Raw genomic sequence first — 20,446 nt, 5'->3', positions numbered from 1 at the left:
CCATGTTGACCCGCAAGACTGCCGCGGTCGCCGCCGGCGCCGTGCTCGTGCTGGCCGCCTGCGGCGGCAGTGACAGCGACACTGAAATCATCAGCCCGCCGCCCCCACCGCCGCCGGCCCCCACCGCGGTGCCCGACAGCGCCGTGGCCTCGTCCGCCGCCCTGGTGAGCTACCTGAAGGCGCAGAAGACCGATGACGAGACCACGGAGGCGCTGACGCTGCCGACGGTGGCGGTGTCGGTCAGCGAAACCGAAGAGCCCGTGAGCCTGTGAAGCACCTGCTCGCGCTGCTGCTGGCAATCCCGCTGGCGGTCTTGGCCGAACCTTTCGTCCCGAAGGACGACGCCGAGATCGTGCAGCGCCTGCCTTACCGCATCGACGCGGCCGAGCGCCAGCGCCGTGCGGCCTTGGCGCGCGACCCAGCACAGCTGCAGCTCGCCGTAGCCACTGCACGTGCGGCGCTGCAGCGCGCCCGCGTGCATGGCGACCCGCGCGAGCTCGGCGCGGCACAGGCCGCGCTGGCGCCGTGGTGGCGCCAGGCCGATGCACCCGCCGATGCCGTGCTGCTGCGCGCCCGCGTTCTGCAGGCGCGGCACGAGTTCGAGCCTGCCCTGGCCGAGCTGCACCGCCTGTTGGCGCGCGAAGATCTCGCGCCGGAGCATCGCGCCCAGGCCCTGCTCGACGCGGCCGCGTTGCATCAGCTGCGCGCCGAACTAACCGAGGCTCGCGCCTTGTGCGAACAGCTTCAACCCCTGGCCGCACTGCCGGCAACTGCCTGTCTGGCCGAGCTGGCCAGCCTGTCGGGACAGGGCCAAGCGGCGGCACAAACGCTGGCCCAGCTCAGCCCGGGCCGGTCCATCGCGCCCTGGCTTGCACTGATGCGTGCCGAGCTGGCGGAACGCCTCGGCAACGAAGCCACCGCGCCTGCCCTTTACCGTGCCGCGCTGGCCGGCGAGGACGAGGTCTACACGCGCGCCGCGCTGGCCGACTGGCTGCTGGCCCGGCAGCGCGCGGCCGAGGCCCTCGTGCTGGTCGAACGCAGCCCCGATGCCGAGGCCGATGCATTGCTGTTGCGCCAGGTCATCGCCTTGCGCCAGCTCGGCCGCGATGCGTCGGCGCCGACGGCCCTGATGCGCGAGCGCCTTGCCGCCGCCGACCGCCGCGAATCGGGCAAGCATGCGCGCGAGCAGGCCCGCTTTGCCCTCGATGTCGAGCAGCAGCCACGCGAAGCCCTGCGCCTGGCTCAGCTGAACTGGGCGATGCAACGCGAGCCTGTTGATGCGGTGCTGCTGCTGCGCGCTGCCCTCGCCGCTGGGCGCGATGGCGATGCGACGCGTGAGGAACTGGCGCGCGTGCTGCGCGGCAAGGGCTGGCAGGATGCACGCCTTGCCGCTCTTGATCGGCGTTTTGACCGGAGCTTCGCGCCGTGATCCGTTGTTTGTTGTGGCTGGCGCTGCTGCTGTGCGGTGTGGCCCAGGCCCACCAGGCCAGCGAGGCCTATCTCGTCTACCGCGTCGAAGGTGCGGCGGTCGAACAGCGCCTGGACATCGCCTTGCGCGACCTGGACCGCGACCTGGCGCTGGACGCCGATGGCGACGGCAACTTGAGCTGGGGCGAGGTGCGCCGGCGCTGGCCCGACATCGAAGCGCTGGCCATGGCCGGCCTGCGCTTCACCGCCGATGGCGCGGCCTGCACGCCGCAGGACCGTCCCAAGCCCCAGCTCGATCAGCACAGCGACGGCATGCACGCCGTGCTCATCAGCCACTGGCTCTGCCGCGCCGCCGTGCATGAGCTCGACATCGACTACAGCCTCTTTGCCAGCACCGACACCGCCCACCGTGGCCTGGCCCGCCTCGTCGGCGCGGCGGGCGAGCCGCTGGTGCTGACGCCCGGCGCCGGCCCACAACGTCTGGCGCTGGACAGCCGCGGCTTCGGTGGCTTCGTCGTCGAGGGCATGGCCCATATCGCCAGCGGGCTGGACCATGTGCTTTTCCTCGTCACGCTGCTGCTCGTCGCCGTCTGGCGGCGCGAGGGCAAGGGCTGGGCGCCCCGTGCCAGCGGCCGCGCCGCGCTGGCCGAGACGCTCAAGCTTGTCACCGCCTTCACTCTGGCCCACTCCATCACCCTGGCGCTGGCGGCCAGCGGCGCCATCGACCCGCCGACCACCGTCGTCGAATCGCTGATCGCGCTGACCGTGCTGCTCGCCGCGCTCGACAACCTGCGGCCCTTTGTGCCTGGGCCGCGCTGGAGCATGGTCGGCCTCTTCGGCCTCGTGCACGGCGTCGGCTTTGCCGGGCCGCTGAAGGACCTGGGCCTGCGCGGCAGCGAACTGGTGCTGCCGCTGCTGGGCTTCAACCTCGGCGTCGAGCTGGGACAGCTTGCCGTCGTCGCGCTGCTGCTGCCACTGGCCCTGATGCTGCGCTCGGCGACCATCTACCGGCGCTGGATCGTGCCCGGTGGATCCAGCGCTGTCGCCGCGCTGGCCCTGCTCTGGTGTGTCGAGCGCAGCTTCGGGCTCAGCCTGCTGCCTTGAGCGGCCGCAGGCGGCTGYGCAGCAACGCCAGGTCGAAGCGGTAGAACACCGCCTGTATGCCGCGGCCCGATGCGCAAGTCGACAGCGCATCGTCGCCTTCGTGCATCCCGTCAGCCGTATCCCGCGCACCCAGGCAAGCCAGCCCGGGCGGCAGCTGGGCCAACAGCATCTGGGCCATGATGAGGCTGTCGGCATCGCCGACGAGGGCTTGGAGCGGGATGTCGACACTGCCGGCGGCGTCGTCCAGGTGCGTGGTCAGTGCCTGCTCCAGCCGCGCGCTGACGCCCAGCATGGCAGGCTCGGTGGCAAAGGCCATCGCGTCGGTGTCCAGCAGTGCGCTGATCAGGACGGCCATACAGCCTCCTGGCGCAGGTCGCTGCGCAGCGGTGTGATGCGGTAGCTGTAGCCCGGGCGCATCAGCAACTGCGGGAAGGCGCAGCGGCTGAAGCCATCGCCCACGACGTCGCCGGAGCGGTCGTGCAGCATCTCCCAGTAGAAGCCGAAGACCTGTGGCGGCTGGCGCCGCAGACGCGGCAGGCCGCAAGCCGGGCGGCTCGCATGAGGAATCCACAGATTTGGCACGGCATGCTCCCCGGGGCACACACAAGCGGCCCCTACATGCACAGACGCGCAAATCCGCGCGATCCGGTCACGCCGGCATGCACAAGCTAGGGGGAGGAGGTCAGCCTGCGGCGATGCCGGCGGTCACGTGACCCGCGGGCACGTGGGCGGCCGCACTCGTGACATGGCCGACCTGATCGTCGAAGAAGAAGTCGGGCTCGAACTCGCGCAGGAATTCCCCCTTGGCCAGGCCGCCGAGAAACATGGCCTCGTCGACCTCGATCTGCCAGTCCATCAGCGTGCGGATGGCGCGCTCGTGAGCCGGTGCGCTGCGCGCAGTGACGAGGGCCGTGCGTACCTTCATGCCGTTGGCGTGTGAATGCTGCAGCCGGTGCAGCGCCTCCAGCATCGGCTTGAAGGGCCCGGCCTGTAGCGGCAGGTGGGCGCGCTGCAGTTCATGCTCGCGAAAGGCCGCCAGGCCATCGCGCTGGAACACCTGCTCCGCTTCGTCGGAGAACAGCACCGCGTCGCCGTCGAAGGCAATGCGCAATTCCTTGGGATGCGCTGCCGAGGCCCGCGCCGCCAGCGGCATCACGCGCGCTGCGGCCACGCCGGCGCCGAGGGCTTGGCGCACATCGGCCTCGTTGGTGGACAAAAAGAGCTGGGCCGACAGCGGCTTCAGGTAGCGCCACGGCGAGGCGCCACGCGTGAACACGCCGCGCTCGATGGGCAGGCCGTAGTGCTTGGCCGAGCGGAACACACGCATGCCCGAGATCGGGTCGTTGCGCGACAGCACGACGACCTCCACCTGGGGCGTACCGCCGGCGTTGAAGGCCAGCAGTTTCTCCACCAGCGAGAAGGCCACGCCGGGCGGCGCCGGTTCGTCCAGGCGCTGCTGCTGCAGGGCCATGTAGGCATGGTCGTCGCCGGCCTCGAAGACCTCGTTCTCGGCCTCGAAATCGAAGAGTGCGCGTGAGGAGATCGCGACGACGAGTTGACCGGAGAGAGTGGCTGGCATGGCGATCGATGATAGGGCTCGACGCCCCTGTCCCGTCTTCCTAGACTCGCCGCGTTTTCAACTCGAAAGACCAGCCCATGCGCGCTGCCGCCTTTGCCCTGCTGCCCATCCTCGCCGCCTGCGCCAGCGCGCCGAAGCCGCCCCAGGTACCCGCTGCGCTGCAGCCGCCGGCCGGCCAGGCGCTGCACCTGGAAGCGCTGGCCAGCGGCGTGCAGATCTACGAATGCCAGGCCAAGGCCGACGGCAGCGGCACGGCCTGGGTCTTCAAGGCCCCCGAGGCCACGTTGCGCGATCGCGCGGGCCAGTCGCTGGGCAAGCACTACGCCGGCCCGACCTGGGAGGGCCTGGATGGCAGCACGGTCGTCGGCGAGATCAAGGCCCGTGACCCGGGCCCGGACGCGAAAGCCATCCCCTGGCTGCTGCTCGCGGCCAAGAGCAACGGCGGCAGCGGCGTCTTCAGCACGACGAAGAGCATCCAGCGCGTCACGACGGTCGGTGGCGTCGCGCCCGCCGAGGCCTGCACGGCGGCCGGCCAGGTCGTGCGCGTCACCTACACGGCGACCTACTACTTCTACCGCTAGATCACGGCCAGCGCGGTGGCGAGGTCGCGCCGCAGGTCGTCCGTGGCCTCGATGCCTACGGACAGGCGCACCAGCGAGTCCGTGATGCCCAGCCGCGCCCGCGTCTCGGGCGGAATGGAGGCGTGGGTCATCAAGGCGGGCAGCGAGATCAGGCTCTCGACGCCACCCAGGCTCTCGGCCAGCGTGAACAGCTCTACGCGCTGCAGAAAGCGGCGCGCACCGGCCAGGTCGGCCTTCAGCGCGACGCTGATCATGCCGCCGCCGCCGCGCATCTGGCGCTTGGCCAGGGCGTGCTGCGGGTGGCTTTCCAGGCCGGGGTAGAGCACGCGCTCGACCTGGGGCTGCGCGGCCAGCCAGGTGGCCAATTCGGCGGCGCTGGCGTTGTGCCTCTCCATGCGCAATGCCAGCGTCTTGAGGCCACGCAGCGCGAGGAAGCTGTCGAAGGGCCCGGCCACCGAGCCGACGGCGTTGTGCAGGAACTCGAGCTTCTCGCGCAGCTCGGCCTGGCGCGGCTCTCCACCCACGACCGCAATGCCGCCGATGACGTCGCTGTGGCCGTTGAGGTATTTGGTCGCCGAGTGCACCACGAGGTCGAAGCCCAGTTCCAGCGGGCGCTGGGCCCAGGGGCTGGCGAAGGTGTTGTCCGCCACGGCCAGCGCGCCGTGCTCGCGGGCGACGCGGGCTATGGCTGCCAGGTCGCTCAGGCGCAGCAGCGGGTTGCTGGGCGTCTCGATCCAGATCAGCTTCGTGTCGGGCTGCAGCGCGGCGCGCACGGCCTCGGTGTCGCGGCTGTCCACATAGGTCACGCGCAGGCCGGCGCTGTGCTTGCGCACCCGCTCGAACAGGCGATAGCTGCCGCCGTAGAGGTCGTCACCGGCGACGATATGGGCGCCAGCGGGCAGGGTGTCGAGCACCGTGGCCATGGCCGCCAGCCCGGATGCGAAGGCATAGGCCTGGGCGCCGCCTTCGAGGTCGGCGACGGCGCGCTCCCAGGCCTGGCGGGTCGGGTTGTGGGTGCGGCCGTACTCATAGCCGGTGTGCTCGCCGGGGCCGTGCTGGCGGTAGGTGGAGCTGACCGAGATGGGCGGCATGACGGCGCCGGTCACGGCGTCCGGCTCCTGGCCGGCATGGATGACGCGGGTGTTGAAGTCGAGTTGATCGCTCATCGCGCGATCTCCTTGCGCAGATGGTTGATGAGGTCGAAGCGGGTGACGAGGCCGTGGAAGCCGGCGTCGTCCGCAATGACGGCCACGAGGCCGCGGCGCAACTGCTCGTTCAGTTCGGTGAGCGACGCGCTGGGCGCCAGCGTGATGACGTCGGTATTCATCGCGCTCTGCACCAGGGCGCCAAACGCGGCCGGGTCGGCATGTAGCCGGGCCAGCAGGTCGGACTCGTCCAGCAGCCCGACGAGGCGGTCGCCGTCGAGCACCGGCAATTGCGACACATCGGCCTGGCGCATGCGCGAGAAGGCGGTCTGCAGCGTGTCGTCCGGCCCGACCGACACGACGCCGCCGCTGGTCACCGGGCGCGAGATCAGGTCGCGCAGGTCGCCCAGGCGCGGGCGCGTCAGCAGGCCCTGGTCGAACATCCAATGGTCGTTGTAGACCTTGGACAGGTAGCGCGTGCCGGTGTCGCAGACGAAGGTGACGACGCGCTTCGGCGTAGTCTGCTCGCGGCAGTAGCGCAGCGCCGCCGCCAGCAGCGTGCCGGTTGACGAGCCGGCCAGGATGCCCTCGGCGCGGTAGAGCTCGCGCGCGGTGGCGAAGCTGTCGGTGTCGCTGATGCTGTAGGCCGTGCGTACCGGCCTGAGGTCGGCGATGGGCGGGATGAAGTCCTCGCCGATGCCTTCCACCGCCCACGAGCCGGCGTCACCGAATTTGCCGGTGTCGATGTAGTCCTTCAGGATGGAGCCGACCGGATCGGCCAGCACCATCTCGATGCCGGGGCGCACGCGCTGGAAGAAACGACCGAGGCCGGTGATGGTGCCGCCCGAGCCGACGCCGCAGACGATGGCGTCGACGTCGTGGCCCATCTGCTGCCAGATCTCGGGCGCCGTCGTCGTCTCGTGGGCCAGCGGGTTGGCGGGGTTGTTGAACTGGTCGGCATACCAGGCGCCGGGGATTTCGCGCACCAGGCGGGCGGCCACGTCCTGGTAGTAGGCCGGGTGGCCCTTGCCGACGTCGGAGCGTGTCAGGTGCACGCGGGCACCGAGAGCCTTGAGTTGCAGCACTTTCTCGGCGGACATCTTGTCGGGCACCACCAGCGCCACCTGGTAGCCCTTGGCACGCGCCACCAGGGCCAGGCCCAGGCCGGTATTGCCGGCGGTGGCTTCCACCACCGTGCCACCGGGTTTGAGCAAGCCCTCGCGCTCGGCCGTCTCGATCATGGCCAGGCCGATGCGGTCCTTGATGGAGCCGCCGGGGTTCTGGGATTCGAGCTTGAGGAAGAGCTGGCAGGGGCCGGTGTCCAGGCGCAGCACCGGCAACAGCGGCGTGTTGCCGATGAGGTCCAGCACGGCGGGCCGGGCCTCGAGCGGGAGTCGAGCGTTCATGACGAGTCGGGCCGCGGGTCGGGCGCGGCCAATTTGGGCTAGACCTCGCAGGATACGAAGGGAGGCTTCGCGCGCAATCCCGTTTTTCGCATGAGCTTGCGCGGTTTTCGACCGCGCCCCGCCGCACAAGCAAATGCGAAAAGCATCGTTCACGGCGGCTTATGTGATTCCTAGCATGCGACCACTTGTTCTCCAGGAATCCAGATGACTCTCTCCCGCCGCGTAATCACCCAGGCCTTGGTCGCTGCCGGCCTCTTTGCAGTGCAGGTCGCCCACGCCGACCAGCTCGACGACATCAAGAAGAAGGGCGAGCTCGTGGTCGGCGTGCTCGGCACCGACGAGCCCAACAGCTTCATCGACCCCAAGACGCGCGAAATCATTGGCTACGAGGTCGATCTGGCCCGCGCCATCGCCACCCGGCTGGGCGTCAAGCTGCAGATCAAGCAGCTCGCCGTCGCTGCGCGCATCCCCGAGCTACAGCAAGGCCATGTCGACCTGCTGGCTGCCTCCCTCACGCACAACAAGGAGCGCGAGGCCGTCATCGACTTCTCGCTGACCACCTTCGTCACCGGCCAGAAGGTCCTCGTCAAAGCCGACAGCGGTATCCAGAACGTAGCCGCGCTCGCCGGCAAGAAGGTCGTCACCATCAAAGGCGGCACGCAGGAGCCCAATATTCGCAAGGCCGTACCTCAGGTCGACGTCGTCACCTTCGACACCGGCCCGCAGGCCTTCCAGGCGCTGCAGCAGGGCAAGGGCGTGGCCTTTGTCAACGATGAGGTCTCGCTGCTGGATCAGCACGCCAAGCTCGGCGCGGCGTCGGCGCAGTACCGCATCCTGGAACAGAACATCAGCGTCGAGCCCCTGGCCATCGGCATTCGCAAGGGCGAGAAGCGCCTGAAGGCCGAGGTCGATGCGGCGCTGAGCGGCCTGGAGAAGGGTGGCGAAGCCGACAAGCTGTTCGTCAAGTGGTATGGCCCGGACACGCGTCTGAAGTTCCCCAAGCGCACCTTCAAGATCGACAGCGACAAGGTCGAAAGCTGATTCGTCGGTCTGTCTGATTGCAGCCGCCGCCTCACGAGGGCCGGCGGCTGCCTCGTTTCTGGTGAGCCCCCCAATGCCCGTCCTTTCCTTTGCCCCGCTGCTGCAGGGCGACTACCTCACCTGGCTGCTGCAAGGCCTGCGCCTGTCGCTGCTGCTGACCGGCCTGACGCTGCTGACCGCGCTGCCTTTGGCTGTCTTCATCGCGTTGCTGCGCCTGTCACCGTGGCGCGCGTTGCGCGTCATCGGAGAAGGCTATGTCGAGGCCGTGCGCTGCGTGCCGCTGCTGGTGCACATGCTGTTCTGGTACTTTGGCGCGCCGGAGCTGCTGCCCGCCGGCATCAAGGAAAAGGTCTACGCCGGCAATATCGAGGTCTTCAGCGCCTGGGCCGCGCTGACGCTGTACACGGCCGCCTACATGAGCGAGGACATCCGCTCCGGGGTGCGTGCCGTGCCCGGCGCCCAGCTGGATGCGGCCATGGCCCTGGGCTTCAGCTTCCTCGCCGGCATGCGCCTGGTCGTGCTGCCGCAGGCCCTGCGCATCACGCTGCCACCGCTGCTGTCACAGACGCTCAACCTCTGGAAGAACACCAGCATCGCCACCGTCATCGGCGCGGCCGAGCTGATGACGCAGGCCCAGCGCGTCGAGTCGGCGAGCTTTCGCGGCTTCGAGACCTTTGCCCTCGTCACGGTGGCCTATCTGTCGGTGTCACTGGTGCTGACGGGGCTGGCGCAATGGGCGCAGCACGTGGTGTCGCCTCAGGGGGCACGGCGATGAGTGAACTCGTCGATACCTACTGGCTCTACTTCCTCGTCGGCCAGTACCCGCACGGCCCGCTCGGTGGCCTGGCGTTGACGGTGATCCTGGCCACGCTGGGCCTGGTGCTCGCGCTGCCGCTGGGCGTGCTGCTGGGCCTGGCCCGCTTCAGCCCGAATCGCTGGCTGCGCCTGCCGGTGACCGGCTGGGTCTGGGGGGTGCGTGGCACGCCGCTGCTGATGGTGGTGTTCTGGGCCTATTTCTTCCTGCCCACGGTGACCGGCCACAAGACCGACCAGTTCAGCACCATGCTGGTCGCGCTGATCGTCTTTGACGCTGCTTACCTTGCCGAGATCGTGCATGCCGGCCTGCAGGCCTTGCCACGCGGCCAGCTGCAGGCGTCGATGTCACTGGGCATGACGCGCGGCCAGGCGCTGCGTTCGGTGCTGCTGCCCCAGGCCTTGCGCCACATGCTGCCCTCGCTGATCAACCAGTTCGTCGCAACCATCAAGGAGACGTCGCTGGGCACCATCATCGGCCTCTCCGAGCTGTCCTTCATCGCCAACCAGATCAACGCCCAGGTGCTGGTCAAGCCGGTGGAAATCTACCTGACGCTGGCGGGTTGCTACTTCGTCATGTGCTTCGGGTTGACGCGCATCGCCAAGCTCGCCGAACGACGCCTCGCGGCCGTGTAGTGCCTTACCCAGCGACCGTCGTGGAACCGGCTTTGCCGGGCCACCAGCGGTTGCCAAGGCCAGAGGCCTTGTCCTTCGCCAGGCACAAACAGTCCTCAGGACTGTTTGTGTCCGGGCTCAGCCCCCTTGAGGGGGCCGCAGCTTCGCTGCGGTAGGGGGTGGTCTATTTCACCCAGGTGTTCAGCTGGATGATAGGCAGCAGTACCGCCAGCACGATCAGCAGCACCACCGCGCCCATCGCCACGATGAGCAGCGGTTCGAGCAGCGTGGCAGCAGCCATCGAGCGGCGCTGCACCTCGACGCCCAACTGGCGCGCCGCGCGGCCCAGCATCTCGGGCAGTTGGCCGGTCTGCTCGCCCAGGCGGGCGAACATCGCCAGGATGCCAGGGAAGCGCTTCTTGCCGGCCAGGGCCGAGCCGAGCGGCGCGCCTTCGCGAACCTGCACGAGGGCGTCCAGCGCATCGGCCTGCATGGCGCGGTTGGACAGGGTCTCGGCCGCCGCCTGCAGCGCCTTCAGGATGGGCACGCCGGCACCGGCCAGCATGGCCAGCGTGCCGGCAAAGCGAGCGGCGTTGTAGCCGCGCGCCAGTCGCCCGACCAGGGGCAGGCCGAGGATGCCCGCGTCGAAGCGCAGCCGGAAGGCCGGCGCCTTCAACGCGAAGCGCAGCGCCACGCCGCCGGCGACGAGGACGGCGAGCATGGCCCAGCCCCAGCTGCGCACGAAGTCGCTGACGGCGAGCATCGCGACCGTCAACGCGGGCAGGGCGCGCTTGGAACTGGTGAACACGGTCGCGATCTGCGGCACCACGTAGGTGACGAGGAAGATGACGATCAGCACCGAGATGAAGGAGACGATAGCCGGGTAGGCCATGGCGCCGATGAGCTTGGCCTTCAGGTCCTGGCGCTCCTCGAGGTCGTCGGCGAGCTTCTCCAGCACCTGGCCCAGCGCGCCGCTCTGTTCGCCGGCAGCCACGACGCCGCGATAGACCTCGTCGAACTCACGAGGTGCCAGGCCCAGCGCCCGCGCGAAGGTCGAGCCGGCATTGACCTCGGCTTTCAGTTGCGAGATCAGCTCGCGCTGCTTGGTGTCTTCACTCTCATCGGCCAGGGCCGTCAGCGCACGCTCGATGGGCAGGCTGGAGCCGACCAGGCCGGCGAGCTGGCGCGTCCAGACGGCCAGTGCCGTCGTGCTGAAGACGCGGCGGGTGAAGCGGCTGCCTTCCTGGGTGCCGTGCTGCTGCACCATCTCGATCGACAGTGGCGTCAGGCCTTGTGCGCGCACCATGGCACGCGCCGCACGCGGGTTGTCGGCCTCGATCAGGCCGCTGCTCTGGCGGCCGGCATCGGTGAGGGCTTCGTATTTGTAGGCCGGCACGTTGGGTCAGCCTATTCGCGCGTCACGCGCAGCACTTCTTCGAGCGACGTCACACCGGCGTCGATCAACCTTTCACCGTCCTCGCGCATGGAGCGCAGGCCGTTGGCCTCGGCGGCGGCCTGCAGCTGGCTCTCCGGCGCTCGGTTGTGGATGAGGCTGCGCACGGCTTCGTCGGCCACCATCAGCTCATACACGCCTGTGCGGCCCTTGTAGCCCGTGTGGCCGCAGGCATCGCAACCGACGGGGTGCCAGCGGCCATGGTCGTCCTGGCGCTTGCAGACGGGGCACAGGCGCCGCACCAGGCGCTGGGCCAGCACGCCGAGCAGCGAGCTGCTCAGCAGGAAGGGCTCGACACCCATGTCGGTCAGGCGCGTGACGGCGCTGGGCGCGTCGTTCGTGTGCAGCGTGGCCAGCACCAAGTGGCCGGTCAGCGAGGCCTGGATGGCGATCTGCGCGGTCTCGTAGTCGCGGATTTCGCCGATCATGATGACGTCCGGGTCCTGGCGCAGGATGGCGCGCAGGGCCTTGGCGAAGGTCAGGTCGATCTTGCTGTTGACCTGGGTCTGGCCGATGCCGGGCAGCTCGTACTCGATCGGGTCCTCGACGGTCAGCACATTGGTCGTGCTGGTGTCGACGGTCTGCAGCGAGGCGTACAGCGAGGTCGTCTTGCCCGAGCCGGTCGGGCCGGTGACCAGCACGATGCCGTGGGGCTGCTGCACCAACTTCTTGAAGGCGGTCAGCACGTTGCCGTCCATGCCCAGGCCCTCGAGCGTGAACTTGGATTCGCTCTTGTCCAGCAGGCGCAGCACCGCGCGTTCGCCGTGCGCCGAGGGCAGGGTGGACACGCGCACGTCGATGGCGCGGCCGCCGATGCGCAGCGAGATGCGGCCGTCCTGCGGCAGGCGCTTCTCGGCGATGTCGAGCTCGGCCATGATCTTCAGCCGCGAGATCAGCGCGGCGTGCAGGCCACGGTTGGGCTGCACCACTTCGCGCAGCGTGCCGTCGACGCGAAAGCGCACCGACGAGGCGCGCTCATAGGGTTCGATGTGGATGTCGCTCGCGCCGTCCTTGGCCGCCTGGGTCAGCAGGGCGTTCAGCATGCGGATGATGGGCGCGTCGTTGGCCGCTTCGAGCAGGTCTTCCACGGCCGGCAGGTCCTGCATCATGCGCGACAGGTCCACCGCGCTCTCGACCTCGCCGACGACGACGGCTGCGCTCGATTCACTGCCGGCATAGGCGGCGTTGATGCGCTCGGCCAGCGACGTGACGGCTTCGGATTCGAGCCGGTCCACCGCGTACTGGCGCTGCACCTCGGACAGCGTGGCCCAGCCGACCTCGGGCGGTGCCCACAGCGTCAGCGTGCTGCCGTCGTCCTCCAGCAGCACGGTGTTGGCCTTGGCGAAGGCGTAGGGCAGGGGGTGGCGGGTGGCGGCCATGGATCGATCGCTTACTGTGGCGATTACTGCGGCGATTGCTGCTGCTGCGGCGGCTGCAGTGACGGCTGCGGCAGCGCCTTGTTCGGCGGCGAAGTCTTGGGCTCGGGCAGCACCGGCGCGCCGGTGTCGGGCAGAACCAGGCTCTTCTGCGGCTGACTGCTCTGCTGCACGCCGCGGATGCTTTCGTAGCGGTCCAGCGTCAGCTGGTTGGCGCTGTCGGCGTTGCGCATGACGACGGGGCGCAGGAAGACCATCAGGTTGGTCTTTACGCGCTTGCGGTTCTTGCTGCTGAAGAGGTTGCCGATCAGCGGGATCTTGGACAGCCCGGGCACGCCGTCGTCGCCGTCGGTGTACTCATCCTTCAGCAGGCCGCCGAGCACGATGATGTCGCCGTCATCGACGACGACGCTGGTCTCGATGGCGCTCTTGTCCAGCGTCGGGCCGGTGGTGCTGTTGGAGCCGGGCACCACGGAGGAGTTCTCCTGGTAGACCACCATGCGCACGGTGCCGCCTTCGCCGATCTGGCTCTTGATCTTCAGCGTCAGACCCACGTCCTTGCGGTCCACCGTCGTGAAGGGGTTGACGGTGCCGCCAGTCGACCCGCCGCTGCTGGCGTAGGAGCCGGTCACGAAGGGCACGTTCTGGCCGATGACGATGCGGGCCTCCTCGTTGTCCAGCGCCACGAGGTTGGGCGTGGACAGCACGTTGGCGCCGCTCTGGCTTTCGAAGAAATTGGCCACCGCGCCGAGCGTGTAGAAGTCGCCGACCTTTCTCAGGATGCCGATGTTCAGGCCGGTGGGCGCCGAGCCCGAGCCCAGGGCCGAGGCCACGCCGCTGCGACCGCCGGCGACAGCCACGGTGCCGTTGATGATGTTGGACAGGCCTGAGCCGAAGTTGGTGCCCGCGCCGGTGATGGTGTTGTCGCCCTTGCTGCCGAACAGGTTCTGCCACTGCACGCCGAACTGGGCCGCCTTGGTGTTGTCGATCTTGACGATCAGCGACTCGACGTAGATCTGGGCGCGGCGCGAATCGAGCTGCTCGATAACGGCGCGCACCTGCCGGTACAGCGGCTCGGCAGCCGTGATGATCAGTGAGTTGGTCGACGGGTCGGCCTGCACGAAGCCGCCGGTGGAAGGGCCGGCTGACTGCGTCAGCGGCGTCGTCGCGGCGGTCGAGCTCATGCCGCCGGTGTTGCTGTTGGCGGCGTTGCCGCCGGTCAGCGAGGGCGAGGCGCCAGTCAGCGAGCCGCTGCCACTGAGGCTGGACGTGCCGGAGGAACTGCCGCCACTGCTGCTGCTCGACGAGGCAGCGCCGAAAGCCGCACGCAGCACGGTGGCCAGCTTGGTGGCGTCGGCGTTCTTCAGGTAGACGACGCGGATGTTGTTGCCGCCGCCATCGCCGCTGGGCTGGTCGAGCTTGTCGACCATCGAACGCACCGCGGCCAGGCGCGCCGGGTTGCTGGCGCGCAGGATGAGGCCGTTGGAGCGCGGGTCGACGAGCACGTTGACGGCGCTGCTGCTCTGGCCGGGCACGGCCCCGCCGACGGCCGCACCGCCATCGGCCAGGCGCTGCACCAGCGGTGCCAGGTCGGCCGCGACGGCATTCTTCAGCGGCACGATCTCAATGTCGCTGGTGCCCGGCGTGTCCATCGCCGCGATGATCTTGGCGATGCGCTGCAGGTTGTCGGCGTAGTCGGTGATGATCAGGCTGTTATTGCCCGGGTTGGCATTGATGGTGTTGTTGGGGCTGATCAGCGGGCGCAGCACGGCGACGAGGTTGTTCGCGTTCTCGTGCTGGATGCGGAAGATCTGCGTCAGGATCTGGTCGCCACGCACTGCGCTGGTCTCGACGGCCACCGAGCCGGCCTGCAGCTTGGCGTCGGGCTCGGGCAGTACCTTCAAGAGGCCGGCCGTCTCGACGACGGTGAAGCCCAGGCCGCGCAGCGCTGCGAGGTAGTTGAGGTAAGCCTCGCGCACCGACACCGGCTGCTCGCTGTAGACCGTGATCGTGCCCTTGACGCGCGGGTCGATGATGATCTGGCGGTCCAGCATGACGCCGATGGCGCGGGTGACGGCCTCGATGTCGGCGTTGACGAAGTTCAGTGTGACCGGCGAGCTGGCGCGTACGGCGGGGCCTTTGCCCGAGCCTGGCCGGCCGCGCTGCACTGTGGCGCTGTCGGGCTGGGCGAACGCGCTGCCTGCGGACGTCAGCAGCACGGAGAGCGCGGTAGCCGAAGCGACGGCGGTGCGTTGGAAATTCATGATCATCCGATCGTCAGGACGGAGCGGGCCCCTTGGCGGCGCCCGATGATGTTCAGCAGATTGTTCAGTGCTTCCTCGCGGCCCGGCGCGGCGCCGGCCTCACCAGTGAAGCGGCTCTTGCCACCGCTGTTCAGTGTGCCGACGCCCGAAAGCTGCAGTGCGCCCTCCAGCGTGGACAGGCGCAGCGTGCTGACGCCGGGATTGGCCGTGTCGGCCGTCACGGTGAAACGGTAGCTGCCCAGTGGCGCAACCGTGGACACGCGCGAGGACAGGTTGAGCAGGTCCAGCTGCAGCTCGCCGAACTGGCGCCAGCGGCCCTGCACCGATTCGAGCCTCAGCTCGCGGGCCGACAGGCGCAGCGAGCCACCCAGCTGCAGCGTGTTCCACGGCGTGCCCAGGCCCGCCAGCAGGCCGGCGGGCAGGCGGGCCAGCCAGTCGGCCTGGTTGTCGACGCTGATCTCCATGCGGCCCAGGCCCGGCTTGACGCCCAGCAGCAGGTCGCCGTTGATGCAGCAGTCCTGGCGCGCCGCGAGCTGCAGGCCCAGGCCTTTGACGGCCATGCGCCAGTACAGCCGGCCGGGCAGGGCCGAGGCATCACGGCTGCCGGTGCCACCGGTCAGCACCAGCACGCCCGAGCCATTCCAGACGCTGCCGCGCGTGTCGACGATGAGCAGGTGGTCGTTGCTGGCCGAGGCCAGCGCGCGTGCCAGCCAGCTCGCCGGCGCAAAGACGATGAGCGCGGCGAGGATGCCGATCAGGGCGCCGCCCACGGCCCAGCGCCGGGGCGTGCGGTGGCGCACCGCACGGCCGCCATAGCTGCCGCTGCCCAGCACCGAGTCCGACATTTGCTGCGTCGTGTGGCCGCTGCGCTTCTTGAACAAGGCCATCAGGCGCCTCCCAGGCTCAGCACCAGCGTGCCGGCATAGCCCTTGGGGCCGCGCGTCAGCTGAGCTTCGACGGGCCGGGCCCGCGCTGCCGAGCGCACCTCGCCCAGCCAGCCCTGCAGCAGCTCGGGTGCGACGCCGGTGAGCGTGACGACGGCGCGGTCGCCCGTGAGGTTCAGGCGGGCTGCGGCGCCCAGGTGTTCGACGGAGGCCTTCAATGCGGCCTGGGCCTGGTCGGGCGGCACCGGCGGCGCCGCGCGCAGCGCCTGGGCCTCCTGGGCCTGGGCCTGCATCTGCTGCAGTTGCAGCTCCAGCCGGTCCAGTTCGGTGGGCGCTGTCTTCAGCGTTCGCAGGGCCGGCGCGAGCAGCACGCTCCAGGCCAGCAGCAGGCCGAGCAGCAGGCCGATGGCACCCACGGCTAAGCGTTCGCGTTCGCCCAGGGCTTGCCAGTGCGCGAGCGCCTGGGCCTTGGCCTGGCCGAGTTGGGCGGAGAGGCCGTCGCCGGCGCTGGAATTGAAGCGGGCCATCAGGGGCGTCCTTGCGCGTTGGTGCGGCTGATGGTCAGCTTGCCCTCGCTGGCGTCCAGCTGCCAGCCTTCGCTGCGCAGCTGATTGCGGAAATTGTCGATCTGGGGCTGGGCCCAGCCCTGTGCCGACACCGTGAGGCGGCCGGGCTCGAAGGCCAGCGCATCAGTCGGCGGGCGGTCGGCCGGCCAGGCCATGGCAGCGGCCGCGAGCAGGGCTTCGAGGTCCTGCTCGCCGACGCTGCCGGCGCTGGCGCGCAGCAGGTCGAGCTGCTTTTGCATCTGCACCGGCGCGTCGAGGATGGCACGCACCTGCGGGAAAGCGCCGGTCAGCGTTGTCGTGACCGCCTCGCGTCGCGCCGCCACCTCGCGATGCTGGTGCCAGGCCCACAGGTTGAGGCCCAGCAGCTGAACGATGGCCAGGCCGGCCAGGCCGTAGCGCACGGGCTGCCAGGGCTTGCGCATCAGCCCGCGGCTGAGAAGGCGCAGGGCGCGCACGCCACGGGCGCGGGGCGCGAGGTCGAACTGGCGGAAATCCCAGGCGTTGTCGACGACGGCCAGCCCCCGCTGCGTCGGCGTCTGCACGGTGACCGTCGTGCCCAGCCAGCGCTCGGCCACTGTCGCCACAGCTGGCGTGGCCGTCCACTGCGCGGCATGCACGAGGCCAGGCGGGAAGAGCTGGCGCGCCAGGCCGCCTTCCAGCGGCAGGGTGGCGACGCCGTCGACATGGCTCCAGCGCAGGGCGACGCCGGCGCCATTGGCTTCAAAGAAATGGCCGCGCGGCAATTCGTCGGGCCAGGACAGCGGTGCGACGCGATCGATGAAGATATGGGCCGCTTCGAGCTGGGCCAGATGCTCGGCCAGCCAGGGGCGCGACGTGACGGCGATCCAGGCCGTGTCGCCGCCCAGGGCGTCGGGCTCGACCGCAAAGTGCAGGGTGTCGGGCTCGTCGAGCAGGGCCTCCTCAAGCTTGCCGGCCAGGGCAGCGCGCATCTGGCGGCCGGCGCGCGGCAGTTCGACGCGGCGCCAGGCCACATCGGACTCGTTGACGACGGCGATGACGCTGTCCGCCGCCGGCAAGCCACCCGGCGCGGCACGGCCCTCGGCGGTGATCTGGCGGCCATCCGGCGTCAGTGCGTAGTCGTACTCGCGCACCGCGTTGGCGCGCGGCAGCTCGGCCGCGGCGGACGCGGCTTTGCCCAGGGCGCGCAGGCGCGTCCGTGGGGGCAGGAACAGCAGCAGGGTGCTCATTGGGAGATCAGGGGCGGCGCATTCTAGGAGGGGCGGCTGCCTTCCCGGCCCGGGCGCCAAGCCGCCGGTGAAAGTCTGTAGCCGGGTTCGAGTTCAAGGAATCACTGATCCAGCAGCTGGTTGATGCGCTCGCGGGCGAGGACGTCCATGCTCAGGTTGTTGCGAAAGATCAGCGAGCGCTGTTCGAGCTGACGCTCGTCAAGGCGCAGCCGGCCGGTGACGATGAAGTAGGACGAATCCACCGACGCCCGGTTGCCGCTGAGGTCGACAGCGGCGGGCAGGAAATTCTTGGCGTCGTCGACGTTCTGTAGCGGCTGGGCCTTGCGGCCCTGCACCAGGCGCTCGGCCGAGGCGAGGTCGACGCCTTCGAACAGCGCTGCGATGACTTCGCGCGGCGCGGTGTTCAAGTTGACCGGCGTGGGCTTGGGCAGCAGCACCACATAGGGCTGCAGGCGCTTGAGGGTGTCGGCGTCCAGGCCCAGCCAGGCGAGCTGGTCCAGGCCGGCCGGCTGCAGGGGGCCGGACTCGCTGATGGCCGCATCGCTCGCAGGCACGCCGGGCCCGCTGGCGGCGCTGGCCGGCGCCGGGAAAGCGCTCCGCAGGCCGGTGACGATGACGGCAGCCGCGCCGGGCGCCGCGTTGACCTGGCTGCACAGCCGCTCCAGCACGCGCTGCTCCAACTCCGGCACCTTTGCACCGCCAAGCAGTGCGCGCAGGTTGTAGCGGCTCTGCGCGTCCTCGATGGTGCCGGACAGGAAGGCCTCGGGGCCGTCGTCGTCGCTGGCCGCCGTTCGGTCGGCAGCCAGGAAGGTGGACAGCCGCGCCTCGGCCAGCGGCACGGCCCAGGGCTCGCCGAGGTGGTCGATCTTCTTCCGCTGCTGGCTGTTGCCTCGGGCGTCCTCTTTCAGGATCAGGCGGGCCCAGTCCAGCGCGCCCTGCAGGATCCAGGCGCTCTGCGCGCGGGCGCGGTCGGCGGCTTCGATCTGCACTGCGCGGTACTGCTGCCAGACCATGCCGGCGGCGAGGCTGGCAATCAGCGTGACGATGATCATGGCCGTCAGCAAGGCGGCGCCGCTCTGACGAGTCTTCATCGAACGGTCACCTCCAGCTCGCGCGTCAGCGTGCCAGTCAGGCCGCTGCCCTCGGCGAACTGCATGGCCACGCGCAGGCCGGCGGGCGGCTGGGTCGGCGTCTTGGGGTTGACGGGGCCGGCGTTGTCGTTGCCGTTGCCGCCGGTGGACTGGCAGTTGCTCCAGGCATTGCCCCAGTAGCAATAGAACTGCCAGCCGGCCACGCCGTCGAATGCGCGTAGGGCCGGGTTGCGCTGGTCCAGTTGCTGCAGGCCGCGCTGGCGCTGGTCTTCGAGGTCCTGCACGGTACGCTGCGCCGGGCTTTCCCATCGCCATAGGCTGCCTTCGCGCAGGGTCCAGACGACGACCTGCAAACCGGTCGGTGCCTGGCGGGTCAGCACGAGGTTGCCGCCGTCGAAAGCGATGGGTTGCACGGTGCTGTGGCTGTCCTGCAAGGCGTGCAGGTCGACCTCCCACTGCGCCAGCACGGTCTGCAGCCGGGCGGTCTGGGCCAGGTGGGCCTGGGCGATCTCGCGGCTTCTCACGAGGGCGTCGATGCCGCGCCAAGCCATGGCCGCCATCGTCGCCATGACGACCAGGGCGACGAGCACCTCGACGAGGGTGAAGCCGCGCACCTTCATCAGAACTTGCCCATGATGGTGCTCAGGCTGAGCACGGGGCGGCCCTGGTCGTCGGTGACGTCGGCGTCGACGCGGCGGAACAGTGGGTTGGGCGTCGGGCTGACCCTGAGCTTGCCGCCATAGCTGCGGCCGAGCTGCTCGCAGCTGAAGGGCGATTCGCCGATGTCGGGAAACTGCTGCGTCAAGCGCAATTCGGTCAACAGGTTCTCGGCACACCATTGGCCCGCGCTGACCTGGGCCAGGCGCTCGGCGTTGTTGGTCAGCGCCCCGGCAGCCTTGATGCCGGCGCCCAGCGCAATGGCGACGATGACCAGGGCGACGAGGACCTCGATCAACGTGAAGCCGCGCTGGTCATGCACGGGATTCATTGCGGCGTGACGATGTCGAAGGCGGCCAGGCCGTCGGTGGCCAGCACGAGTTGCTGGCTGCCGAGCTGCAGGCGCAGGCGCTGGGCGGGGATGACGGGTTCGGGGCCGAGCCTCAGGCCAGGGTTGGTGGCGGTCGCGTTCTCGATCAGCACGGCCACCGGCTCGCCGAGCCAGCGCGTCGGCAGCTGGATGGTGCGGGGCAGGCCTTCGAAGCGGAAGTCGTCACCGGTCTTGATGCCCTTGGGGATCCAGCGCACGTCCAGGCCCGACGCGCGGCTCTCGGCACGCGCCGTCTCCAGCAGTGCGGCCAGGCGCTGGGCTTCGCGCTGCAGCTGCAGCTCGGCGGGGTCGCGCAGCGCCAGCGTGATCGTGGCGCTGGTGATCGCGATCAGTGCGACGACGACCAGCAGCTCGATGAGCGTGAAGCCCCTGGACTTACTGCCAGGAACCGATGTCCGCGTCACGGCCCTCGCCGCCGGCGCGGCCGTCGGCGCCAAAGCTATAGATATCAACCTCGCCCTTCACGCCGGGATTGGCGTACTGGTAGGGGTGGCCCCAGGGGTCGTTGGGCAGCTTCTCCAGATAGGGCTTCCAGTTCGGCGGCGGGTTGCCGGCCGTGGGCTTGTGCACGAGGGCGTCCAGGCCCTGCTCCGAGCTCGGATAGCGCTGGTTGTCCAGCTTGTAGATCTTGAGCGCCTGCATCAGGTTGTTGACGTCGGTGCGGGCGGCGGTGACGCGAGCGTCTTCGGCGCGGTCCAGCACGTTGGGCACGACGAGGGCCGCGAGCACGCCGATGATGACGAGCACGACCAACAGTTCGATCAGCGTGAAGCCGCGGGCAACGGAGCCGGTGAGGGAGGAGCGACGCATGTCTGGGGGCGTGGAAGCGCTGAGCTGCGGTGAG

Annotated in this window: 23 protein-coding genes; 7 read left to right on the top strand and 16 right to left on the bottom strand. The window is 69.5% G+C overall.

Translation table 11 applies throughout. The features are described 5' to 3' along the window. The first annotated feature begins 2 nt into the window (after positions 1-2). Genes ACXJKJ_RS03520 through ACXJKJ_RS03510 form a run of 3 tightly spaced genes read left to right on the top strand, consistent with a single transcriptional unit; the run spans position 3 to position 2,532 of the window. A complete protein-coding gene (locus ACXJKJ_RS03520; protein ID WP_056203186.1) occupies positions 3-272 on the top strand; it encodes a hypothetical protein in 270 nt (89 codons plus the stop codon). Next, on the top strand, positions 269-1,429 hold the full coding sequence (locus ACXJKJ_RS03515) for a hypothetical protein (protein ID WP_457389117.1): 1,161 nt from the start codon (positions 269-271) through the stop codon (positions 1,427-1,429). The genes ACXJKJ_RS03520 and ACXJKJ_RS03515 overlap by 4 nt, the downstream gene beginning before the upstream one ends. Beyond that, entirely contained in the window at positions 1,426-2,532 is a 1,107-nt protein-coding gene (locus ACXJKJ_RS03510; RefSeq protein WP_457389116.1) for a HupE/UreJ family protein, read from the top strand. Before ACXJKJ_RS03515 ends, ACXJKJ_RS03510 begins: the two co-directional genes overlap by 4 nt. Here the strand turns inward: ACXJKJ_RS03510 and ACXJKJ_RS03505 are convergent. From ACXJKJ_RS03505 to ACXJKJ_RS03495, 3 genes are all read right to left on the bottom strand, one after another. After that, entirely contained in the window at positions 2,516-2,887 is a 372-nt protein-coding gene (locus ACXJKJ_RS03505) for a hypothetical protein (RefSeq protein ID WP_457389115.1), read from the bottom strand. The two genes, ACXJKJ_RS03510 and ACXJKJ_RS03505, sit on opposite strands and share 17 nt — an antisense overlap. Further along, positions 2,875-3,114 (bottom strand): hypothetical protein, encoded by a 240-nt coding sequence (locus tag ACXJKJ_RS03500; RefSeq protein WP_157282021.1) that lies wholly within the window; start codon positions 3,112-3,114, stop codon positions 2,875-2,877. Before ACXJKJ_RS03500 ends, ACXJKJ_RS03505 begins: the two co-directional genes overlap by 13 nt. A 100-nt stretch (positions 3,115-3,214) precedes the next feature. Then, positions 3,215-4,111: a 5'-nucleotidase gene (locus tag ACXJKJ_RS03495; RefSeq protein ID WP_457325153.1), complete on the bottom strand. Its 897-nt coding sequence runs from the start codon at positions 4,109-4,111 to the stop codon at positions 3,215-3,217. 77 nt (positions 4,112-4,188) lie between these two features. On the opposite strand from ACXJKJ_RS03495, the gene ACXJKJ_RS03490 reads away from it, so the two are divergent. After that, on the top strand, positions 4,189-4,692 hold the full coding sequence (locus ACXJKJ_RS03490) for a DUF3455 domain-containing protein (RefSeq protein WP_457389114.1): 504 nt from the start codon (positions 4,189-4,191) through the stop codon (positions 4,690-4,692). Here the strand turns inward: ACXJKJ_RS03490 and ACXJKJ_RS03485 are convergent. Further along, positions 4,689-5,858, bottom strand: a complete 1,170-nt coding sequence (locus ACXJKJ_RS03485) for a trans-sulfuration enzyme family protein (RefSeq protein ID WP_457350069.1) — start codon at positions 5,856-5,858, stop codon at positions 4,689-4,691. The genes ACXJKJ_RS03490 and ACXJKJ_RS03485 overlap by 4 nt on opposite strands. Then, positions 5,855-7,243, bottom strand: a complete 1,389-nt coding sequence (locus ACXJKJ_RS03480) for a pyridoxal-phosphate dependent enzyme (protein ID WP_056203203.1) — start codon at positions 7,241-7,243, stop codon at positions 5,855-5,857. Before ACXJKJ_RS03480 ends, ACXJKJ_RS03485 begins: the two co-directional genes overlap by 4 nt. 204 nt (positions 7,244-7,447) lie before the next feature. On the opposite strand from ACXJKJ_RS03480, the gene ACXJKJ_RS03475 reads away from it, so the two are divergent. From ACXJKJ_RS03475 to ACXJKJ_RS03465, 3 genes are all read left to right on the top strand, one after another. Beyond that, positions 7,448-8,284 carry an ABC transporter substrate-binding protein gene (locus tag ACXJKJ_RS03475; RefSeq protein ID WP_457350067.1) on the top strand — a complete coding sequence of 279 codons (837 nt, stop codon included), beginning with the start codon at positions 7,448-7,450 and terminating at the stop codon, positions 8,282-8,284. A 73-nt stretch (positions 8,285-8,357) separates the two neighbouring features. Further along, positions 8,358-9,059 (top strand): amino acid ABC transporter permease, encoded by a 702-nt coding sequence (locus ACXJKJ_RS03470; protein WP_457389113.1) that lies wholly within the window; start codon positions 8,358-8,360, stop codon positions 9,057-9,059. Continuing rightward, on the top strand, positions 9,056-9,733 hold the full coding sequence (locus ACXJKJ_RS03465) for an amino acid ABC transporter permease (RefSeq protein WP_457389112.1): 678 nt from the start codon (positions 9,056-9,058) through the stop codon (positions 9,731-9,733). Before ACXJKJ_RS03470 ends, ACXJKJ_RS03465 begins: the two co-directional genes overlap by 4 nt. A 163-nt stretch (positions 9,734-9,896) precedes the next feature. Here ACXJKJ_RS03465 and gspF read toward each other — a convergent pair whose 3' ends face one another. The 11 genes from gspF to gspG all read right to left on the bottom strand — a co-directional run bounded on the left by gspF (position 9,897) and on the right by gspG (position 20,412). After that, positions 9,897-11,108, bottom strand: coding sequence for a type II secretion system inner membrane protein GspF (gspF, locus tag ACXJKJ_RS03460; protein ID WP_457322903.1), 1,212 nt, complete (start codon positions 11,106-11,108; stop codon positions 9,897-9,899). Positions 11,109-11,119: 11 nt separating this feature from the next. Beyond that, positions 11,120-12,544, bottom strand: a complete 1,425-nt coding sequence (gene gspE / locus ACXJKJ_RS03455; protein ID WP_457389111.1) for a type II secretion system ATPase GspE — start codon at positions 12,542-12,544, stop codon at positions 11,120-11,122. Positions 12,545-12,567: 23 nt separating this feature from the next. Further along, positions 12,568-14,805, bottom strand: a complete 2,238-nt coding sequence (gene gspD / locus ACXJKJ_RS03450) for a type II secretion system secretin GspD (RefSeq protein WP_457389110.1) — start codon at positions 14,803-14,805, stop codon at positions 12,568-12,570. A 2-nt stretch (positions 14,806-14,807) separates the two neighbouring features. After that, positions 14,808-15,692, bottom strand: coding sequence for a type II secretion system protein N (gspN, locus tag ACXJKJ_RS03445; protein WP_457322906.1), 885 nt, complete (start codon positions 15,690-15,692; stop codon positions 14,808-14,810). Then, positions 15,692-16,216, bottom strand: coding sequence for a type II secretion system protein GspM (gene gspM, locus ACXJKJ_RS03440; protein WP_056203222.1), 525 nt, complete (start codon positions 16,214-16,216; stop codon positions 15,692-15,694). Before gspM ends, gspN begins: the two co-directional genes overlap by 1 nt. Then, positions 16,216-17,463 (bottom strand): type II secretion system protein GspL, encoded by a 1,248-nt coding sequence (gene gspL / locus ACXJKJ_RS03435; protein WP_056203225.1) that lies wholly within the window; start codon positions 17,461-17,463, stop codon positions 16,216-16,218. The genes gspM and gspL overlap by 1 nt, the downstream gene beginning before the upstream one ends. Positions 17,464-17,564: 101 nt before the next feature. Then, on the bottom strand, positions 17,565-18,554 hold the full coding sequence (gspK, locus tag ACXJKJ_RS03430; protein ID WP_457389109.1) for a type II secretion system minor pseudopilin GspK: 990 nt from the start codon (positions 18,552-18,554) through the stop codon (positions 17,565-17,567). After that, complete coding sequence (locus tag ACXJKJ_RS03425; protein ID WP_056203230.1) at positions 18,551-19,174, bottom strand: PulJ/GspJ family protein; 624 nt, start codon at positions 19,172-19,174, stop codon at positions 18,551-18,553. Before ACXJKJ_RS03425 ends, gspK begins: the two co-directional genes overlap by 4 nt. After that, positions 19,174-19,542 (bottom strand): type II secretion system minor pseudopilin GspI, encoded by a 369-nt coding sequence (gene gspI, locus ACXJKJ_RS03420; RefSeq protein WP_056203235.1) that lies wholly within the window; start codon positions 19,540-19,542, stop codon positions 19,174-19,176. The genes ACXJKJ_RS03425 and gspI overlap by 1 nt, the downstream gene beginning before the upstream one ends. Continuing rightward, positions 19,539-20,006 carry a pilus assembly FimT family protein gene (locus tag ACXJKJ_RS03415; RefSeq protein ID WP_457350054.1) on the bottom strand — a complete coding sequence of 156 codons (468 nt, stop codon included), beginning with the start codon at positions 20,004-20,006 and terminating at the stop codon, positions 19,539-19,541. The genes gspI and ACXJKJ_RS03415 overlap by 4 nt, the downstream gene beginning before the upstream one ends. Continuing rightward, on the bottom strand, positions 19,978-20,412 hold the full coding sequence (gspG, locus tag ACXJKJ_RS03410; protein ID WP_056203245.1) for a type II secretion system major pseudopilin GspG: 435 nt from the start codon (positions 20,410-20,412) through the stop codon (positions 19,978-19,980). The genes ACXJKJ_RS03415 and gspG overlap by 29 nt, the downstream gene beginning before the upstream one ends. Between the last annotated feature and the right edge of the window lie 34 nt (positions 20,413-20,446).

This window comes from Roseateles sp. P5_E1 (assembly GCF_054049335.1).
The sequence above is the reverse complement of the archived record's forward strand: the minus strand, read 5'-3'. Positions and strand labels throughout refer to the sequence as shown.

What these genes read in the sequence shown, in the direction of transcription:
- ACXJKJ_RS03520 (WP_056203186.1), top strand. Translation starts at nt 3, where the DNA reads ATGTTGACCCGCAAGACTGCCGCGGTCGCCGCCGGCGCCGTGCTCGTG.
- ACXJKJ_RS03495 (WP_457325153.1), bottom strand. Translation starts at nt 4,111, where the DNA reads ATGCCAGCCACTCTCTCCGGTCAACTCGTCGTCGCGATCTCCTCACGC.
- ACXJKJ_RS03490 (WP_457389114.1), top strand. Translation starts at nt 4,189, where the DNA reads ATGCGCGCTGCCGCCTTTGCCCTGCTGCCCATCCTCGCCGCCTGCGCC.
- ACXJKJ_RS03485 (WP_457350069.1), bottom strand. Translation starts at nt 5,858, where the DNA reads ATGAGCGATCAACTCGACTTCAACACCCGCGTCATCCATGCCGGCCAG.
- ACXJKJ_RS03480 (WP_056203203.1), bottom strand. Translation starts at nt 7,243, where the DNA reads ATGAACGCTCGACTCCCGCTCGAGGCCCGGCCCGCCGTGCTGGACCTC.
- ACXJKJ_RS03475 (WP_457350067.1), top strand. Translation starts at nt 7,448, where the DNA reads ATGACTCTCTCCCGCCGCGTAATCACCCAGGCCTTGGTCGCTGCCGGC.
- ACXJKJ_RS03470 (WP_457389113.1), top strand. Translation starts at nt 8,358, where the DNA reads ATGCCCGTCCTTTCCTTTGCCCCGCTGCTGCAGGGCGACTACCTCACC.
- ACXJKJ_RS03465 (WP_457389112.1), top strand. Translation starts at nt 9,056, where the DNA reads ATGAGTGAACTCGTCGATACCTACTGGCTCTACTTCCTCGTCGGCCAG.
- gspE (WP_457389111.1), bottom strand. Translation starts at nt 12,544, where the DNA reads ATGGCCGCCACCCGCCACCCCCTGCCCTACGCCTTCGCCAAGGCCAAC.
- gspD (WP_457389110.1), bottom strand. Translation starts at nt 14,805, where the DNA reads ATGAATTTCCAACGCACCGCCGTCGCTTCGGCTACCGCGCTCTCCGTG.
- gspN (WP_457322906.1), bottom strand. Translation starts at nt 15,692, where the DNA reads ATGGCCTTGTTCAAGAAGCGCAGCGGCCACACGACGCAGCAAATGTCG.
- gspM (WP_056203222.1), bottom strand. Translation starts at nt 16,216, where the DNA reads ATGGCCCGCTTCAATTCCAGCGCCGGCGACGGCCTCTCCGCCCAACTC.
- gspL (WP_056203225.1), bottom strand. Translation starts at nt 17,463, where the DNA reads ATGAGCACCCTGCTGCTGTTCCTGCCCCCACGGACGCGCCTGCGCGCC.
- gspK (WP_457389109.1), bottom strand. Translation starts at nt 18,554, where the DNA reads ATGAAGACTCGTCAGAGCGGCGCCGCCTTGCTGACGGCCATGATCATC.
- ACXJKJ_RS03425 (WP_056203230.1), bottom strand. Translation starts at nt 19,174, where the DNA reads ATGAAGGTGCGCGGCTTCACCCTCGTCGAGGTGCTCGTCGCCCTGGTC.
- gspI (WP_056203235.1), bottom strand. Translation starts at nt 19,542, where the DNA reads ATGAATCCCGTGCATGACCAGCGCGGCTTCACGTTGATCGAGGTCCTC.
- gspG (WP_056203245.1), bottom strand. Translation starts at nt 20,412, where the DNA reads ATGCGTCGCTCCTCCCTCACCGGCTCCGTTGCCCGCGGCTTCACGCTG.